23 protein-coding genes are annotated in these 17,031 nt (G+C 71.9%); 17 read left to right on the top strand and 6 right to left on the bottom strand.

Translation table 11 applies throughout. The annotated features are described in order from the left end of the window. Positions 1-4: 4 nt before the first annotated feature. The 3 genes from NCI01_RS15150 (at position 5) to NCI01_RS15140 (ending at position 3,181) form a co-directional block, all read left to right on the top strand. Entirely contained in the window at positions 5-1,399 is a 1,395-nt protein-coding gene (locus NCI01_RS15150; protein ID WP_254182334.1) for an FAD-binding oxidoreductase, read from the top strand. Positions 1,400-1,490: 91 nt separating this feature from the next. Continuing rightward, positions 1,491-2,858 carry an FAD-binding oxidoreductase gene (locus tag NCI01_RS15145; protein WP_254182333.1) on the top strand — a complete coding sequence of 456 codons (1,368 nt, stop codon included), beginning with the start codon at positions 1,491-1,493 and terminating at the stop codon, positions 2,856-2,858. A 134-nt stretch (positions 2,859-2,992) separates the two neighbouring features. Then, positions 2,993-3,181 carry a DUF1918 domain-containing protein gene (locus NCI01_RS15140; RefSeq protein ID WP_254182332.1) on the top strand — a complete coding sequence of 63 codons (189 nt, stop codon included), beginning with the start codon at positions 2,993-2,995 and terminating at the stop codon, positions 3,179-3,181. Positions 3,182-3,221: 40 nt separating this feature from the next. Here the strand turns inward: NCI01_RS15140 and NCI01_RS15135 are convergent, their stop codons facing one another. The 5 genes from NCI01_RS15135 to NCI01_RS15115 form a co-directional block, all read right to left on the bottom strand. Further along, entirely contained in the window at positions 3,222-4,154 is a 933-nt protein-coding gene (locus NCI01_RS15135) for an acyl-ACP desaturase (protein WP_254182331.1), read from the bottom strand. Positions 4,155-4,269: 115 nt separating this feature from the next. Further along, positions 4,270-5,457, bottom strand: a complete 1,188-nt coding sequence (locus NCI01_RS15130) for a zinc-dependent alcohol dehydrogenase (RefSeq protein WP_254182330.1) — start codon at positions 5,455-5,457, stop codon at positions 4,270-4,272. Between the two features lie 102 nt (positions 5,458-5,559). Further along, positions 5,560-5,949 carry a DUF2237 family protein gene (locus NCI01_RS15125; protein WP_254182329.1) on the bottom strand — a complete coding sequence of 130 codons (390 nt, stop codon included), beginning with the start codon at positions 5,947-5,949 and terminating at the stop codon, positions 5,560-5,562. A 16-nt stretch (positions 5,950-5,965) separates the two neighbouring features. After that, complete coding sequence (locus tag NCI01_RS15120; protein ID WP_254182328.1) at positions 5,966-6,661, bottom strand: nucleoside/nucleotide kinase family protein; 696 nt, start codon at positions 6,659-6,661, stop codon at positions 5,966-5,968. A gap of 84 nt (positions 6,662-6,745) precedes the next feature. Continuing rightward, complete coding sequence (locus NCI01_RS15115; RefSeq protein ID WP_254182327.1) at positions 6,746-7,153, bottom strand: hypothetical protein; 408 nt, start codon at positions 7,151-7,153, stop codon at positions 6,746-6,748. 120 nt (positions 7,154-7,273) lie between these two features. On the opposite strand from NCI01_RS15115, the gene NCI01_RS15110 reads away from it, so the two are divergent. From NCI01_RS15110 to NCI01_RS15105, 3 genes are read left to right on the top strand one after another with little or no spacing between them, the layout of a single operon-like run. Beyond that, complete coding sequence (locus NCI01_RS15110) at positions 7,274-8,440, top strand: hypothetical protein (protein ID WP_254182326.1); 1,167 nt, start codon at positions 7,274-7,276, stop codon at positions 8,438-8,440. A 36-nt stretch (positions 8,441-8,476) separates the two neighbouring features. Further along, a complete protein-coding gene (locus NCI01_RS22330) occupies positions 8,477-8,749 on the top strand; it encodes a type II toxin-antitoxin system Phd/YefM family antitoxin (RefSeq protein WP_308213225.1) in 273 nt (90 codons plus the stop codon). Beyond that, the gene (locus NCI01_RS15105; protein ID WP_254182325.1) at positions 8,746-9,135 is read left to right on the top strand and encodes a type II toxin-antitoxin system VapC family toxin; all 390 of its coding nucleotides are present in this window, start codon (positions 8,746-8,748) and stop codon (positions 9,133-9,135) included. Before NCI01_RS22330 ends, NCI01_RS15105 begins: the two co-directional genes overlap by 4 nt. A gap of 18 nt (positions 9,136-9,153) precedes the next feature. Here the strand turns inward: NCI01_RS15105 and NCI01_RS15100 are convergent, their stop codons facing one another. Continuing rightward, positions 9,154-9,981 (bottom strand): oxidoreductase, encoded by an 828-nt coding sequence (locus tag NCI01_RS15100; RefSeq protein WP_254182324.1) that lies wholly within the window; start codon positions 9,979-9,981, stop codon positions 9,154-9,156. A 22-nt stretch (positions 9,982-10,003) separates the two neighbouring features. On the opposite strand from NCI01_RS15100, the gene NCI01_RS15095 reads away from it, so the two are divergent. The 11 genes from NCI01_RS15095 to NCI01_RS15045 all read left to right on the top strand — a co-directional run bounded on the left by NCI01_RS15095 (position 10,004) and on the right by NCI01_RS15045 (position 17,013). Further along, positions 10,004-11,155 (top strand): serine hydrolase domain-containing protein, encoded by a 1,152-nt coding sequence (locus NCI01_RS15095; protein WP_254182323.1) that lies wholly within the window; start codon positions 10,004-10,006, stop codon positions 11,153-11,155. Between the two features lie 40 nt (positions 11,156-11,195). After that, positions 11,196-11,789, top strand: coding sequence for a hypothetical protein (locus NCI01_RS15090; protein ID WP_254182322.1), 594 nt, complete (start codon positions 11,196-11,198; stop codon positions 11,787-11,789). Next, the gene (locus NCI01_RS15085; RefSeq protein WP_254182321.1) at positions 11,786-12,082 is read left to right on the top strand and encodes a hypothetical protein; all 297 of its coding nucleotides are present in this window, start codon (positions 11,786-11,788) and stop codon (positions 12,080-12,082) included. Before NCI01_RS15090 ends, NCI01_RS15085 begins: the two co-directional genes overlap by 4 nt. Then, positions 12,079-12,483, top strand: a complete 405-nt coding sequence (locus tag NCI01_RS15080; protein ID WP_254182320.1) for a hypothetical protein — start codon at positions 12,079-12,081, stop codon at positions 12,481-12,483. Before NCI01_RS15085 ends, NCI01_RS15080 begins: the two co-directional genes overlap by 4 nt. A gap of 1 nt (position 12,484) precedes the next feature. Further along, positions 12,485-12,808, top strand: a complete 324-nt coding sequence (locus tag NCI01_RS15075) for a hypothetical protein (protein WP_254182319.1) — start codon at positions 12,485-12,487, stop codon at positions 12,806-12,808. Positions 12,809-12,865: 57 nt separating this feature from the next. Continuing rightward, positions 12,866-13,105, top strand: a complete 240-nt coding sequence (locus NCI01_RS15070) for a hypothetical protein (protein WP_254182318.1) — start codon at positions 12,866-12,868, stop codon at positions 13,103-13,105. A 4-nt stretch (positions 13,106-13,109) separates the two neighbouring features. Further along, entirely contained in the window at positions 13,110-13,619 is a 510-nt protein-coding gene (locus NCI01_RS15065) for a mycothiol transferase (protein ID WP_254182317.1), read from the top strand. 74 nt (positions 13,620-13,693) lie between these two features. Then, positions 13,694-14,995, top strand: coding sequence for an ABC transporter substrate-binding protein (locus NCI01_RS15060; RefSeq protein ID WP_254182316.1), 1,302 nt, complete (start codon positions 13,694-13,696; stop codon positions 14,993-14,995). Further along, entirely contained in the window at positions 14,992-15,888 is an 897-nt protein-coding gene (locus tag NCI01_RS15055) for a carbohydrate ABC transporter permease (RefSeq protein WP_254182315.1), read from the top strand. The genes NCI01_RS15060 and NCI01_RS15055 overlap by 4 nt, the downstream gene beginning before the upstream one ends. 7 nt (positions 15,889-15,895) lie before the next feature. Next, complete coding sequence (locus NCI01_RS15050; RefSeq protein ID WP_254182314.1) at positions 15,896-16,729, top strand: carbohydrate ABC transporter permease; 834 nt, start codon at positions 15,896-15,898, stop codon at positions 16,727-16,729. Positions 16,730-16,791: 62 nt separating this feature from the next. Next, positions 16,792-17,013, top strand: a complete 222-nt coding sequence (locus NCI01_RS15045; protein ID WP_254182313.1) for a hypothetical protein — start codon at positions 16,792-16,794, stop codon at positions 17,011-17,013. Positions 17,014-17,031: the final 18 nt, after the last annotated feature.

Below are 17,031 nucleotides of genomic sequence, written 5' to 3'. Positions count from 1 at the left end.
TGACGTGCCCGACTCCGCCCCCCTCCCGACCGCCGACGCCTACCCCGACGCGGGGGCGCTGCGTGGGCTGGCCGGTGGTGCCGTCCACCTGCCGGGCGACCCCCTCTACGACGAGGCGCGGATGCCGTGGAACCTCCAGGTCGACGAGCACCCGGCCGCGGTGGCCTACCCGGCCGACCCGCAGGAGGTCGCCCGGGTCGTGAAGGCCGCTGCGGCGGCCGGGCTCCGGGTCGCGCCGCAGGGCACCGGCCACGGCGCCCCTCCGCTCGCCGGCCGGCTCGGCGACGCCGTCCTCCTCCGCACCTCCGCGATGACCGGGCTGAGCGTCGACGTCGCCACCCGGACGGCGCGCGCCGAGGCCGGCGTGCTCTGGGGCGACGTCGTCGCCCGCGCCGGTCGGGTGGGGCTGGCCGGGATGCACATGTCGAGCCCGAGCGTCGGGGTGGTCGGCTCCTCGCTCGGCGGCGGCGTGAGCTGGTATGCCCGCCAGCACGGCCTGCAGTGCAGCGCGATCACGGCCGTCGAGCTGGTGCTCGCCGACGGCACCTTCGTGCGGGCGACCGAGGACCACGACGCCGACCTGCTCTGGGCCGCGCGCGGGGGGAGCGGCGGCTTCGGGGTGGTCACGTCCCTGGAGTTCGACCTGCTGCCGGTGCGGACGGCGTACGCCGGGATGCTCGCGTGGGACTGGGAGCACGCCCGGCGCGTGCTCACCGCCTGGGGCGAGTGGACGGCCGACGCTCCGGAGGCGGTGACGAGCGTCGCCCGGATCTTCCAGATCCCCGACATCGAGTGGCTGCCGCCGCACCTGCGCGCCCGCAAGCTGGTCGTGGTCGACGCCGTCGTGCTCGGCGATGCCGAGGCGGGTGCCCGCGCGATCGCCCCGCTGCGCGCGCTGCGGCCCGAGGTCGACACGTTCACCCAGATGCCGGCCGCCGACATCGCCCACCTCCAGCTCGACCCGCAGGAGCCCACCGCGGTCTACGCCAACAGCGTGCTCGTCCACGGACTGCCGGCGGACGCGGTCGACGCCCTGGTCGACGTGGCCGGGCCGGGGTCGGGCAGCAACCTGCTCTTCGTCGAGCTGCGCCAGCTCGGCGGCGCGCTGGCGCGACCCGCGCCGCGCGGTGGCGCGATGGACCACCTCGACGGGTCGTTCCTGGTGCTCGGCGTCGGTCTCGACGTGGGCACCGGGTGGAGCGCCGTGCGCCAGGACGCCCTGCGCATCCTCGACTCCCTCTCGCCGTGGACCTCGAGCGCGGCCTACCTGTCGATGGCCTACGAGGCCGCCGCCCGCCGCGGCTGGTCGCCGGCGGCGTACGACCGGTTGTTGCGGATCCGTCGTCAAGTGGACCCGCAAGGACTGTTCGTGGGCCCTCAGGCCGCCTCGAACGACTGATTCCGCGGTCGGGCTCAAGTCGGGTTCAAGTCGCCCGCAAGCCTCGGGGTGCACCTTCGTCTGGTCAACGACGACCCACACGGAGGAAAGCATGACCATCGCACAGACCAGCGCCGCAGCCGTACCGTTCGCGGAGCTGGACGCACTCACCATCGGCACCGTCGCGGTGCCGGGCGAGAAGAAGTACGACGCCCTCGTCTCGCCGTGGAACGTCGCCGTCCCGGTGCGGCCCGCGGCCGTCCTGGCGGCGCATGACGCCCAGGACGTGGTCGAGGCCGTGCAGTTCGCGGCCCGCCACGGCCTCCGCGTCACCCCGCAGGCCACCGGCCACGGCCCGATGGCCGACCTGACCACCGGGCTGCTCGTCACCACGAAGGAGCTCGACGAGGTCGTCATCCACCCCGAGGAAGGCTGGGCCCGCGCCGGAGCCGGCGTGAAGTGGCTCAAGGTGGTCGAGGCCGCCGCGCCGCACGGCCTGGCCCCGCTCTCGGGCTCGATCACCGACGTCGGCATCGTCGGCTACACCACCGGCGGCGGCCTCGGGCCGATGGCCCGGACCTACGGCCTCGCCATCGACAAGGTGCGCGCCATCGAGGTCGTCACCGGAGACGGCGTGCTGCGGCGGGTGACCCCGACCGAGCACCCCGAGCTGTTCTTCGCCCTCCGCGGCGCGAAGGGCATGCTCGGCATCATCACGGCGATCGAGTTCGACCTGGTCGAGCAGCCGCGGTTCTACGGCGGCTCGATGTGGTTCGACGGCGCCGACGCCCCCGCCGTCATCGACGCCTGGCGGGCCTGGTCGGCCGAGCTGCCCGAGGAGGGCACGACGTCGTTCGCGCTCTTCCAGCTCCCGGAGATGGAGGGGGTGCCGCCGATGCTCGCCGGCCGCCTGACGCTCTCGGTCCGTTACGTCTGGACGGGCTCGGCCGAGGACGGGGAGCGCTGGTTCGCCGCGATGCGGGCGGCCGCTCCGGTGATCCTCGACGACGTGAGCGAGAAGCCCTACACGGCGATCGACTCGGTCCACACCGACCCGCTCGACCCGACCCCGGCCTACGAGGCGGGCCACGTGCTCGCCGACTTCACCGCCGAGACCGCGGACGCGCTGCTGGCGCTGACCGGTCCCGGGGTCCCCTCGCCGCAGATCCTGGTGGAGGTGCGCCAGCTCGGCGGCGCCTACGCCCGGCCGGGCGAGCACCCGAGCGCCTTCGCCTCTCGCGACGCGGCGTACTCGCTGCTCGTGGTCGGCATCGCCGGGATCCCCGGCGTGGAGGACCACGCCGGCGCGATCCTCGACGCGATGGCGCCGTGGGTGGGCACGCACCGGCTGCCGAACTTCACGTTCACCCCGGAGGAGTACGCCGACGCCTACGACGAGGTGACCCTCGCCCGGCTGCGGCGGGCGCGCCGGACGTACGACCCGGACGGCGTGCTGATGATCGGCAGCGTCCTGGGCTGAAGCCCCCTGCGACTCGTGGTCCACCAGCTGGTGGCGGGCCACGAGTCGCGGGCTGTCGGGCCCGGTCACGCCGGCCCTCGGACGGGGGCAGAAGGTCCCTTGCCGGGAGGTCGACCCCGTCGCATGGTGGACGCATGAAGGCTCAGGTGGGCGACAGCCTGGTCGCCGAAAGCAACAGGGTGGACAAGACCCCCCGGCAGGGGCAGATCGTCGAGGTGCGCGGCGAGGACGGCGGGCCGCCGTACGTCGTGAAGTGGAGCGACGGCCACGAGGGGCTCGTCTACCCCGGCGCCGACGCCCACGTCGTGCCGGCGCAGCACTGAACTCGAGCGGCTGACCGCAGCGGCTGCCCGGAGCGCCGCGTCAGGCCTGGCGTGCCGCCTTCTTGGCTGCCGCGGCGTCGCGTCGCTCGACGAAGCGCGTCGCCTCGCCGTCGAGCGCGGCCACGGCGGCAGCCAGCTCGTCGCGGGCCGCCTCGCCGTCGGCGTCGAGGCCGGTCAGCTCCCACACCCCCCACTGCCGCAGCAGCGGCGAGACGATGTCGTCGTGGTGGATGCGGAGGTCGTAGATGCCGGCCTTGGCCATCTGCACCGCCTTGCGCGAGAAGCCTGGGATGACGCTGCCGGGCATCTCGAAGCCGACGACCTCCTCCGTGATCGCGCGCATCGTCCGGCTGGGCGCGAGCTCGAGGGCCGCGGTGACGAGGTTGCGGTAGAAGATCATGTGCAGGTTCTCGTCCTTGGCGACGCGGGCGAGCAGCTTGTCGGCGACCGGCTCCTCGGTGTAGCGCCCGGTGTTGCGGTGGGAGACGCGGGTGGCGAGCTCCTGGAAGGACACGTAGGCGCAGACGTTGAGCAGCGACTTGTCCATCGCCTCGTAGCCGGTCTCCATCGTCTCCATCCGCGCGCGCTCGAGCTCGACGGGGTCGACGCCGCGGGTGACGAGGAGGTAGTCGCGGATGCAGAACGCGTGCCGGCCCTCCTCGGCCGTCCACCGGTTGACCCAGGCGCCCCACGCGCTGTCGCGGCCGAAGGCGCGGTCGATCTCGCGGTGGTAGCTCGGCAGGTTGTCCTCGGTGAGGAGGTTGACCTCGAGCGCCGTGCGCGCGATCGGTGAGAGCTGCGACTGCGCCACCTCCCACGGATCGCCGCCGAGGTCGGCGAAGTCGCGGCCCAGGCTCCACGGCACGTACTCGTGGGGCATCCACTCGTCGGCGATCGCCAGGTGGCGGTTGAGGTTGTCCTCCACCACCGGCTCGAGCTCGGTCAGCAGCTGGGTGGTCTCGAGTGCGGCCATGCCATCTCCTCGTCCGGCGGACGCGAGGGACGCCCTCGCCCTCCTTGCCTACACCTCCGGGCGGGCCGGTGGATAGGCCTGCGGGCTGTCGACGTCCCTCGCCCCGCCGTGCGGATCAGGGCTGGAAGACCACCTTCACCATGCCCTCCTCCTTCTTCTGGAAGTGCGCGTAGGCGTCGGGCGCCTCGGTGAGCGGGAGGTGGTGGGTGGCGAACGCGTCGACGCCGAAGGGGTCGTCCTCGACCAGCATGGCGAGGAGCTCGTCGGTCCAGCGGCGCACGTTGGCCTGGCCCATCCGCACCTGGATCTGCTTGTCGAAGAGCTGCATCATCGGCATCGGGTCGGCCATGCCGCCGTAGACGCCGGAGATCGAGATCGTGCCGCCGCGGCGGACGGCGTCGATGGCGGTGTGCAGCGCGGCGAGGCGGTCGAGGCCGGCCGTCTTCATCATCGGCTCGGCGATGGCGTCGGGCAGCAGCCCGGTCATCTTCTGCACGACCTGCGCGCCGCCCGAGCCGTGGGCCTCCATGCCGACCGCGTCGATGACGGCGTCGGGGCCGCGGCCGCCGGTGGCCTCGCGGACGACGTCGCCCACGCTGCCGACCTCCTCGGCGTCGTCGAGGTTGAGCGGCTCGGCGCCGAAGGCCTCGACGCGGGCCAGCCGCTCGGGCACGCGGTCGACGGTGATGACACGGTGGCCGGCGCGAACGGCCATGCGGGAGGCCATGTCGCCGATCGGGCCGGCGCCGAGGACGAGGAGGGTGCCACCGTCGGGCACGTCGGCGTACTGCAGGCCCTGCCAAGCCGTGGGCAGGACGTCGGAGAGGAACAGGAACCGGTCGTCGGCGTGCTCGTGCGGCACCTTGACGGGGAGGAAGTCGGCGAACGGGACGCGGAGGTACTCCGCCTGGCCGCCGGGGACCTGGCCGTAGAGCTTGCTGTAGCCGAAGAAGCTCGCGCCGGTGCCGTGCTCGTGGTTCTGCGTGGTCTCGCACTGGCTGTAGAGGCCTTGGTCGCACATCCAGCACGAGCCGCAGCACACGTTGAAGGGCACGACGACCCGGTCGCCGACCTTGAGGTTGCTCACCCCCGGGCCGACCTCCTCGACGATGCCCATCGGCTCGTGGCCGACGACGTCGCCGGCCTCCATGAACGGTGCGAGCGTCTCGTAGAGGTGCAGGTCGGAGCCGCACAGGCCGGTCGACGTGATCTTGATGATCGCGTCCGTCGGCTGCTCGATGCGGGGGTCGGGGACCTCCGTGACCTGCATGTCGTGGACGCCCTGCCAGGTGACTGCCTTCATCGCGGGTCTACCGCCTTCGGATCGGGGGTGGTCGAAGACGTCCCGTACCCGAGGGTCCGAGGCACATGCGAGTGGAGCGTCGCGGTCAGTCCAGCGTCGCGGTCAGTCAAGCGCGCTGAGGTCCGGGGGCACGTCCACCGAGTGCGCCCGGAGCACCTCGAGCGGTACGACGTCGAGCGCGCGCTCCGACGTCGCGGACAGCACGACCGGGGCGGCCACCCCGGCGTCGTACGCCTGGAGCCAGCGGACGGCGACCACGCACCAGCGGTCGCCCGGCACCAGGCCGGCGAAGTGCCACTCGGGACGGGGCGTGGAGAGGTCGTTGCCGACCGACGCCTGGTGGGCCAGGAACTCCTCGGTCATGACGGCGCAGATGGCGTGCAGGCCGACGTCCTGCGGGCCGACCGTGCACGTGCCGTCGCGGTAGAAGCCGGTGACGGGGTCGGTGCCGCAGGACTCGAGCTCTCCGCCCAGGACGTTGCGCTCGCTCATGGGGTGATCATGCCCCTCACCCGAACCCGAGCCCGAGCCGGTCGAGCTCGACCACCACGTCGGCCGCGTCCCGCGTCCGGGCGACCAGCTCGGCGTTGGGCTCGTCGACGCGCTCGACCCAGGCCCGTGCGGCACCGGGTGACTTGCCGAACTGCTCGTGCCGGCGGGTCAGCCGCTCGCGGCGCACGGCGGGGTCGACGTCGACGTACCACGCCTCGGCCAGCAGCGGACGTACGCGCTCCCAGCCGCCGTCGGGGGCCAGGAGGTAGTTGCCCTCGGTGACCACGAGGTGCGCGGACGGCAGGATCGAGAGCGCCGCGGCGATCGGCTGCTCGAGGTCACGCTCGAAGCCCGGCGCGAAGACGGTGCGGTCGGGCTCGTCGTGCAGGCGCCGCAGCGTCGCGACGTAGCCGTCGACGTCGAAGGTGTCGGGCGCACCCTTGCGGTCGCGCCGGCCGAGCCGGTCGAGCTGCGCGTCGGCGAGGTGGTAGCCGTCCATCGGCAGGTGGCCGACGGCTTCCTCGCCCAGGTCGGCGCACAGTCGCGAGATCAGCATCTCGGCGAGCGTCGACTTGCCGGCGCCGGGTGGGCCGGTGATGCCGAGCACGACCCGCTCGGCCCGCTCGAGCAGCGACAGGGCACGGTCGACCAGGGCGTCCAGCGGTCCGGCCGTCTGGCTGGCGTGCCGTGGTTCGGCCGCTGGAGAAGGCATGGCGCGAGCCTAGAGGCCCCCTCGGCACGTGCCCGCCCGGTCATCGAGCACCCGGCGCGACGCAGGGCGAGCGTGGCGCGCGACCTACCGGATCCCCACGACGTCGGCGGGGAGGGGCCGGATCGCGCCGCGGGTGGCGAGGTGCACGACCTCGCACGGGACGCCTGCGCGACGTGCGGCCGCGTAGAGGCTCGTCGCCCAGGCCCGGTCGGTGTCGGTGACGGAGTCCTTGCCGGGGCGTGAGCGGAGGAACGCGACGCGCAGTCCCGGCGCCACCTCGCGATGGAGCATGAGCAGGAGCTCCGCGAGACCGTCCAGGTGCTCGGCGTCAGGTGGGTGGACCGCTTCGTCGATCTCGGTCAGCTGCGGCAGCGGGCGGTCGTCGACGATGAGCATCATCCAGACGCTGTGGCGACCGAAGCTCCATGGCCCCATCAGCTCGCGCCACGCATGCTCCAGCTGGGTCTGGGTGGTGAGGACTGGTTCGAACATGGACCGAGACTGCCCTCCGACGAGGCACGTGGCGAACGCGTCTCCACAGGGTCCCGCCACTGTCCACAGATCCGCTCGAGTGGCTTGTGGTGGCCCCCGCGCGAGCATTGGGGTGGAGGCATGTCTCGGAACCTCACTCCCGGCTTTCGCCGGCAGCCGCGTGTCGCCGACCGGATGACCGCCGCGCACTTCGACATCGTGGAGCAGTCGCTCGCCGCCGAGCGGTCCGGTGACGCCGCCCGCGCGCTCGAGCTGCACGCGTCCGTGCCGGCGCTCAACCTGCGCAGCCGCCACCACGTGCTCCTGACCCAGCTCGCCTCCCTCGGCGACGAGCTCCCCGACTGGGTGTGGGCGCGCTGGATCGCCTACCAGGCCGTCCGCTGCGAGGACCCGGACACCGAGACGGGGACGATCCAACGGCTCGCGCTGACCTATGCCATCGAGACCTTCCACGACGACCAGCTCGCCGACTGCCACGCCAACGGGGGTGACCCGGTCCAGGTCGTCTCACGGGTGCTGGGGGAGTCGTGGCTGTTCCACCAGGTCCTGGTCCACGAGCTGGGCGGGCTGGAGCGCTTCGTCGACGAGCTCGCGACCGGGCGTCTCGCAGAGCACGCCGACCTGGCCCGGTCGTGGGCCGGCGCCCCCCTGAGCGGCTTCCTCGTCGGGCCGAGCCTGCCCGGCGGCCGACTCCGCGTCGAGGACCTCGCCGCCGACTGCTGGACCGAGGTGCTCGACCTGGGTGCGCGGGCCAACGCCGCCGACGGTTGGGTCCTCGGACGACTGGTGCCCAGCGGCGTGCGCGACCTCCTGATGTTCGACACCCCGCCGATCGCCGTACCCGAGCAGGTCGCCCGCGACGTCGCGGGCGCGGAGCAGCCCTGGACTCGGGTGAAGCAGGCGCTCGACGAGGGCGACCTCGTGCAGCGCGACTTCATGCGCGCCGACCTCGAGCTGGTCACCGACGTGCTCGGCATCGAGCTGCTCCGGATCGGCACGCCCCCGGCAGATCTCGAGCGGGTCACGGCCCAGCTGCGCTCGGGCCGCGACGAGATCCCCCGAGCCGCCTTCCGCATCCTGCGGAGCGTCGCCTCCGGCGGCATGCCCGACTCCGAGGCGCCGCACGTCGCGGCAGCAATCCTTCAGCCGGGCGCCCAGGCCGACGCACGGAGGATGCTCGTCCGCGAGGGCCAGCACGGCGTCTGGGAGCGGTGGGCGGCCTTGGTGCACGCACCAGCACGCGGCCTGCTCCTCGACCTCGCCGAGGCCTCCCGAGCGGCGGGATGACGGTCGACCCGGTTCGGCAGGCGGCCGTGCTACAAGGTGCTACAAGGTGCTACGTTAGGGCGCGTGAGGACCATCAGCCAGCGCGAGCTCCGCAACGACAACGCTGCGATCATCCGTGCCGTCGAGGCGGGGGAATCCTTCACGGTGACCAAGCGGGGAGTCCCGGTCGCGCGGGTGACGCCTGTGCCGGAGGCGGACCTCCGTTGTGTCAGGCCTCGCAACCCGGGGAGTGACCTGGCCGCGCTGCCACGCGTGACGGCCTCGCAGTCGACGTCAGATCTCCTCGACGACCGCCGAGGCGATCGGTGAGCCGCTGCTACCTCGACACGTCCGCGGCCGCGAAGCTCCTGGTGGACGAATCGGAGTCAGAGGCGCTGGCCGGCGCGCTGCGTCGCCGTGGACCTGTCCTGGTGGCGTGCCTCCTGCTCGAGACCGAGCTGCGTCGGATGGCGGCGCGGGAGCCCGCCCTGACCCAGCACGCGGTCAGCGACCTGTTGCGAGGCGTCGACCTCTACGAGCTGCCGCCGCCACTCTTCACCGAGGCCGGGCTGCTCCCCGGCGCCGACCTGAGGTCACTCGACGCTCTCCACCTGGCCGCGGCCATCCGGCTCGAGGTCGACGCCGTGATCACCTACGACGCGCGCATGACGGACGCAGCGACGTCGCTGGGCATGAGCGTCCTCGCGCCCTCCTGACCGCGCCCAGCCGAGGCCTCAGCGCGTCCCGTAGGTGCGGCTGACGACCTCGTCGAAGAAGCGGTCCGGCAGCAGGTCGCGCGAGGTCGTGATGGTCCGCGCGCCCCGGCCGACCGGGTAGCGGGCGGCGGGCCGCTTGGCCAGCGCCGCCTTCACGATCTTGTCCGCGACCTCCTCGGGCGTCGAGGCCCGGGACGGCTCGTCGAAGCGCTCCATCACCCCGCGGGCGCGGTGGGCGTACGACGCGTAGGGGCCGTCGCCGGACCGCTCGAGCAGCGAGTCGCGGGCGATCTCGTTCCACTCGGTGCGGATCGGGCCGGGCTCGATGAGGACGACCTGGATGCCGAAGGGCCGCAGCTCCATGCGGAGGCTGTCGCTGAAGCCCTCCACGGCGAACTTGGTGGCGTGGTACCACGCGCCGAACGGCTCGTAGAACTTCCCGCCGATCGAGGAGATGTTGATGATCCGGCCCGACCGCTGCGCCCGCATGTGCGGCGTGACCAGCTGGACGAGGCGGGCCAGGCCGAAGACGTTGACCTCGAACTGCCGGCGCGCCTCGTCGATCGGCACGTCCTCGACGGCGCCGTACGACCCGTAGCCGGCGTTGTTGACCAGGACGTCGAGGCGCCCCTGCTCGTCGATGATCCGGTCGATGCCGGCGACCATCGAGTCGTCGTCGGTGACGTCCATCGCGAACGCGTGCACGCCCGCAGCCGCGAGGTCGGCCATCCGGTCGACGCGGCGGGCGACGGCGTACACGGTGAAGCCCTTGGCGAGCAGGGCGCGGGCGGTGCTCTCGCCGATGCCGGACGAGCCGCCGGTGACGAGGGCGACGGGGGATGTCATACGGCGAGCGTACGGTCGGCACATGGCGGACCTCGAGGACATGCTGCGCCCGTTCGTGGACGCCGGCGACATCCCGGGCCTGGTGGCCCTGGTGGCCCTGGGCGACGACGTGGAGGTCGTCACCCTCGGCACCCAGGGATCCAGCGGCGTGCCGATGGCGCGGGACTCGATCTTCCGCGCCGCGTCGATCACCAAGCCGCTGACCGCGGCGCTGACGATGACGCTGGTCGAGGACGGGCTGGTCGACCTCGACGGCCCGGTCGACGAGCTGCTCCCCGAGCTCGCCGAGCCGCGGGTGCTCCGGACGCTGCAGAGCCCGCTCGACGACACGGTCGTGTGCGAGCGTCCGATCACGGCACGGCACCTGCTCACCGGGACGGCCGGCCACGGCTTCTGCACCTGGGAGTCGCCGGTCGTGCCGCTGCTCATGGAGCAGCTCCACCAGGCGGACGACGACGTCCACGCGGTGCCTGCTCCCGACGAGTGGATGAGGCGGCTCTCCCGGATCCCGCTGATCCACCAGCCGGGCGACGGCTGGACCTACAACGCCTCCTACGACGTGCTCGGCGTGCTCGTCGCCCGCGCCGCCAGGCAGGACCTCGCCGACGTGATGGCTGAGAGGCTCCTCGAACCGCTGGGCATGACCGACACCGGCTTCCACCTCCGGGAGGGGAGTGGCGACCGGCTCACCACGATGTACGGCACCGACGACGACGGCGCGCTGCGGGTGCGCGACGAGCCGGACGGCTCCCTCACCCGCCCACCGGCCTTCGCGTCCGGGTCGGGCGGGCTCCTCACCACCGCGGACGACTGGCTGGCCTTCGGCCGGATGCTGCTGGCCGACGGGGGAGGGCTGCTGAGCCCGGAGTCGGTGCGGCTGATGACCACCGACCACACGACACCGCAGCACCGGGAGATGGGCGGCTTCTTCCTCGACGGTCAGGGCTGGGGGTTCGGCGGAGGAGTCGACACCGCACTGGTCGACCCGTGGAACGTCGTCGGGCGCTACGGCTGGGTCGGCGGCACCGGCACGTCGGCGTACGTCCATCCCGACGGCACCGTCGCGGTCCTGCTGACCCAGGTCGTGGTCGGCTCGCCCGGCATCGAGGACCTGATGAAGGCGTTCTGGACCTTCACCCGCACGGCGGGCGACAGACCCCCGACGGGTGCCTAGGGTCGGACGCACCGACAACAGGTCGGCCGGGGAGGCAGCGGTGAGCAGGCGCAAGCCGATAGCGGCGGACGAGCTCATGGAGGAGCTCGAGGCGGACCCGGAGTGGCGGGCAGCCCAGGCCGAGAACGAGCGCCGGGTGGCCGAGAAGGACGCGCGGTATGCCGAGGCGGAGGCGCCAGTGGTGGCCGCGCTCGCCGAGGTCGGCGTCGAGGTGCGGTCGGTCTGGGACCTGGTGAACAGCGACGACGACCACTACGCCGATGCCGTCCCCGTGCTGGTCGAGCACCTGCAGGACGAGTCCTACCCCGACCGCGTCCGCGAGGGCATCGCCCGGTCGCTGTCGTTCCGCAGGGCGGCGCCCGCCTGGCCGGCGATCGTCGAGCTCTACCGCTCCACGACCGACTCCTTCGACCTCCAGCAGGGACTCGCGGTCGCGATGGCCGGCACCGTCACCGACGACACCGTCGACGAGCTCGTCGCGGAGGCGCACCGGGAGGAGCACGGCGAGTCCCGGCTGATCCTCCTGCTCGGGCTGAAGCGGTTGCGGACGTCGGCGGCCACGGAAGCGCTCGAGGGCCTCCTCGACGACCCGGACCTGGGCGTGAACGCTGCCAAGCAGCTGGGGGAGCGATGAGCTCCCTCGTCGAGCTCCTGGGCCGGCTGGACGACCTCGACCGCGACGAGGTGATCTACGCGGCCAGACCCTGGACGCGCCACAGCGACGCCGCGTGCCAGGTCGAACCTGACGGCGGGAGCCACGCCCCGTCAGGGCTCACCTACCTCCTCGAGGTCGAGCTGGTCCACGACGTCGCCGAGGTCTGGAGCTCGTGGCGCGACGGGCGGACGCCGACGACGGAGGAGCTGGCCGACGCAGTGATCCACTACGCGACCCACGACGCCTACCTCGAGCCGGAGGGCACACGATGACCGCTCGAACGACGAGGACGTTCCGGATCCTCAGCGCGACGGAGACCGACGTCGTGAGCCTCGGCCAGAGCCGCGACGACGTCCGCGGGACGCTCGGCGACTTCCGCACCTTCCGTCGTACGCCGGACAGCGAGGAGGCCGACCAGTTCGTCGACAGCGGCGCGATGGCGACGTACGACGCGGACGGCTTGCTCGTGCTGCTCGAGCTGGCGGACTCGGCCGAGGTGGAGATCGAGGGCGTGCGGCTGGTCGGCGAGAGCGTCGAGTCACTCGTCGAGGCGCTCGGCGCGAAGGGGATCGAGGCGGTGCCGGACGAGATGGGCGCCCTGGTGCCGAGCCTGTCGGTGGGCCTCTACGCCCCGGGCGGCACCGTCGAGGGCGTCGGGCTGGGGAGCGACTGAGGTGAAACGGCTGGAGCTCGTCGACGGTGCGCAGGTGGACGCGGCGTCCGCCGACACGGTGCGGGACGCCGTCGGCAACCTGGGTGCCCGCATCGAGTTCGTGGTCCTGCGCGAGACGGCCGGCGGGTTCGTCCAGGCCGCCTGGGGGCCCGCGGCCGGCCTGCCTCCGGGGCACTTCCTGCTCGAGACCGCGGGCGAGCACGTCAACGGACACGTGCAGGCGGAGGTCGCCGAGGTCGACCAGCTGGTGGCTGCCTTCCTGGGGTTCCTCGAGGAGGACCGGACGTGGGTGGACGACTTCGCCTGGGTCCGACGCACCGCGTGAGGTGAGCACACCCCGTTGGACGGTTGTCCCGGCCGGTCGGCTCACTACGGTGGTCGCATGACTGACGAGGTGAAGCAGGCAGCGATCGAGGCCGCCCAGCGAGTGGTCGACGAGGTCTCCTCCTGGCAGTACAGCGCCGAGGACAGCACCATCGCCGAGCAGCTCGACCGGGGCCTGGCCAAGGCCGGGGTCTCGGTGAGCGACGACGAGCGCACCCGCATCCTCGCCGAGATCGACGGCATGAAGGACGAGCACTCCTCAGCGCCGCAGGTCAGGTCCGCGGCACCGGTGGAGTGACGTCGTGGACGTGCGTGGCCTGTTGACCGAGGGCTTCGGTCGCATCACCGAGCTCTACACCACCGTGTTGGACGACCTCGACGACGCGGGTCTCCACCACCGCCCGGGCGGCTCCGGCAACCCGATCGGGTGGCTGCTGTGGCACCTGGCGCGCGTGCAGGACGACCACGTCGCCGACCTCGCCGGGCAGTCGCAGGTCTGGGAGCGGTTCCAGGAGCGCTTCGGCCTGCCCAACGGCACCGACGACATCGGCTACGGCCACACCAGCGCACAGGTCGACGCCCTGCGGATCGAGGACCCGGCCCTGCTGGCCGACTACCACCACGAGGTGACCCTCGCGACCGCGCGCTACCTGCAGACCGTCGACGAGGCGGAGCTCGAGCGCGAGGTCGACCAGCGGTGGGACCCGCCGGTCACCGCCGGCGTACGCCTGGTGAGCATCCAGGGTGACTGTCTGCAACATCTCGGGCAGGCTGCCTACGTCAAGGGACTTCTCGGGTCGCGCACGTCCTGACAGGGGCGGTGTCGAGGCCAGCCCTAACCCGACTAAGGTAGTCGAGTTAGTAGTCAAGGCCGAAAGGAACCACCATGCCGTCCTCCCACCGACTCCCGATCAGCATCGACCGACGGGGGCTCATGGGCCTGATGGGGGCCGCGGGAGTCGCGTACGCCGCCAGCTCCTGCGCCGGTCCCGGCTCGACGTCGGGCGGTGGCGGACCCGCGCCCACGGGCGGGTCGGCGACCGACACGATCTCCTTCGCCCACTGGCGCGCCGAGGACCAGCAGGTCTTCGACTCGATCATCGGCGGCTTCACCGGCTCCAACAGCGACGCCGGCGTCGAGCAGGACATCTCGCCGTCCCAGGACTACCAGTCCAGCGCGATCCAGCGCCTGCGCGGCGGCGAGGTCGGCGACGCGTTCACCGCCTTCCGCGGTGCTCAGTTCGAGGACATGGTCGCCGCCGGGCTCTTCGCCGAGCTCGCCGACCAGGACTTCGTCTCCGCCTACAGCGAGCGCTTCCGGCCGGTCGGGCAGAAGGACGGCACGCAGTACGGCCTGCCCTACCAGGTCGTCTTCCTGATGCCGATCTACAACGTCGACCTCTTCGAGAAGGCCGGTGTCTCCGAGCTGCCGCAGGACTGGGACGGCTTCCTGGCGCTCTGCGAGCAGCTGCGGTCGGCCGACGTCACCCCGATCGCGTGGCCCGGTGGTGACGCCGGCAACGCGGCGCAGCTGTTCAACTCGATGACGATGAACAACGCGCCCTCCGACGACTACTGCGCCAAGATCGAGTCGGGGGACTACAAGTGCACCGACGACTGGTTCCTCAAGACCCTGGGCCAGTACGCCGAGCTCGCTCCCTACATGCAGAAGAACGCCTCCGGCAGTGCCCCCGAGCCGCTGCAGCAGCTCTTCACCGAGCAAGAGGCCGGGATGCTCGCCACCGGCAGCTACCACATCGCCGCCACTCGCGCGCTCGGCGCGGAGTTCGCGATGGACGTGCTCTCGCCGATCACCACCACCGCCGAGGAGGCGCGCTTCGAGGGCGTGCACAACGCGACGTTCATCCTCGGCGTCAACAGCGCCTCGGAGAAGCAGGAGACCGCGGTCGCCTGGCTCGAGCACCTGTCCGACCCCGAGGTCGCGGGTGAGTACGCCAACGGGACCGCGCAGCACGTGACGGTCGACGGGGTCGAGTACACCAACGCCGACCTCAAGCGCCTCGAACCGTGGCTGTCGAAGAACACCGCCCTCGCCCCGCGCTACCAGTTCCTCGACCTCGACGTGGAGGCCGCGGTCGAGGCCGCGTGCGTCGCCGTCGTCGGCGGGCAGTCCCCCGAGCAGGCCGCCGAGGAGGCCCAGAAGATCGTCGACGAGCAGATCGGATGAGGAAGCTGACCGGGCCGGGACGTCCCCACCCGGCCCTCTACCTGTTCCCCCTCCCCGCGGTCGTCCTCTACATCGTCTTCTTCGTCATCCCGACGGTGCAGGCGGTGCAGTACGCCATGACCGACTGGGACGGCTTCAGCCCCGACTACGAGGTCGTCGGCGCCGACAACCTCGTCAAGCTCGCCACCGGTGGCGACTCGCTGTTCACCAACGCGCTGACCAACAACCTGAAGTTCCTGCTGGTCGTCGTGGTGCTGCAGACGCTGCTGTCGCTGGGGCTCGCGCTGATGCTGCTGCGCAACACCAAGGTGTCGGTCTTCGTGCGCTCGGTCTACTTCCTGCCCGCGATCCTGTCGTCGGTGTCGGTGGCCTTCATCTGGCGCTTCGTCTACGACCCCAACGTCGGGCCGATCAACCAGGGTCTCGCCGCGATCGGCCTCGAGAGCCTCCAGTCGGGCTTCCTGGGCGACCCCGACCAGGCCATCTACTGGGTGGCGATGACTCAGGTGTGGGCGCACGCCGGGCAGCTGATGGTCATCTTCATCGCCGGCCTGCAGCAGATCCCCGAGGACCTCTACGAGGCCGCGCGGCTCGACGGCGCCGGGCGCTGGCAGCAGTTCCGCCACGTCACCTGGCCGCTGGTCGCGCCGACCACGGCCATCGTCGTCGCCTACACGACCATCCAGTCGTTCAAGGCCTTCGACCTGGTCCTGGGCCTCGGCGGCAACCCGCCGCGGGGCTCGCTCGACATCCTGTCCACCCGCATCTACACGACGTTCACCAACTCCGAGTTCGGCTACGCCGCGGCGCAGTCGCTGCTCTTCATGGTGATCATCCTCGCGGTGACCGTGCTGCAGCGTCGCGCGCTGAAGCTCACGCAGAAGGGGGCGTGAGGTCGCCGTGCCCGCCACCACCGCCACCACCGTCACCGTCAGCCGCGGGGTGCTGCTCGTCGGCTACGCCCTACTCATCCTGCTGCCGGTGTCGCTGGTGCTCACCGGCAGCTTCAAGACCACCCCGGAGCTCTTCGACTCGCCGTTCGGCCTGCCCGACTCGCTCAGCCTCGACAACTACCGCACGGTGCTGGGCGAGCAGGCGATGTCCACCGCCCTGCGCAACAGCGCGCTCGTCACCGCGGGAGGCGTGACCCTCACGCTGGCGCTGGCGATCCTGGCGGCGTACGGCATCGCCCGGATCCCGGGGTGGCGCGGCTGGGCGATCCACGGCTTCCTGGTGCTCGGCATGGCCGTGCCGGCGCAGGCCAACATGATCCCGCAGTACGTCCTCTTCGACCAGCTCGGCCTGCTCAACAGCCTGGTCGGGCTGGTGCTCATCGAGACCGTCGTCTGCCTGCCGGTCGCCGTCTTCATCCTCGCCGGCTTCATGCGCACCCTGCCGCCCGAGCTCTACGAGGCCTCGGCGCTCGACGGCGCCGGTCCGTGGCGCACGCTGCAGTCCGTGGTCCTGCCGCTGTCGCTGCCGTCGGTCGCGGCCACCGCGATCTTCCTCGTGGTGATCCAGTGGAACGACCTGCTCTACCCGCTGCTGTTCATCCAGACGCCGGAGAAGCGCACGCTGCCGCTCGCACTGCTCGACTTCCAGGGCGAGTTCCTCACCAACTACCCGCTGCTCTTCACCGGGGTGCTCGTCGCCTCGACGCCGCTCGTGGTGGCCTACGTCTTCCTCCAGCGCTACTTCGTGGCGGGGCTGACGGCGGGCTCGGTGCGGGGCTGAGAAGGTCACGATTGGGCCCGGGATGTCCCACCGGCGCTCCGGGGGGCGCATACTCAGGGGTGATGACGACTCCGAGCGGCCGACGGCCGAAGCACCTCCCCAGCAGCCCGTTCAAGCCCGCCGTCGAGCCCGTGGTCGAGGTGTTCGAGGTCGGCGACCGGGTCACGCACGACATCTACGGCCTCGGCCAGGTGACCCACCTCGACAGCCACGCGGTGACCGTCGACTTCGGGTCGAAGGCCGTCCGCATCGCGCACCCCTACCCCAAGCTGCACCACCTCTGAGGCGCTGCCGCCCGTGGG

The organism is Nocardioides pinisoli (assembly GCF_024199985.1).
GTDB classification, from domain to species: Bacteria; Actinomycetota; Actinomycetes; order Propionibacteriales; family Nocardioidaceae; genus Nocardioides; species Nocardioides pinisoli.
The sequence above is the reverse complement of the archived record's forward strand: the minus strand, read 5'-3'. Positions and strand labels throughout refer to the sequence as shown.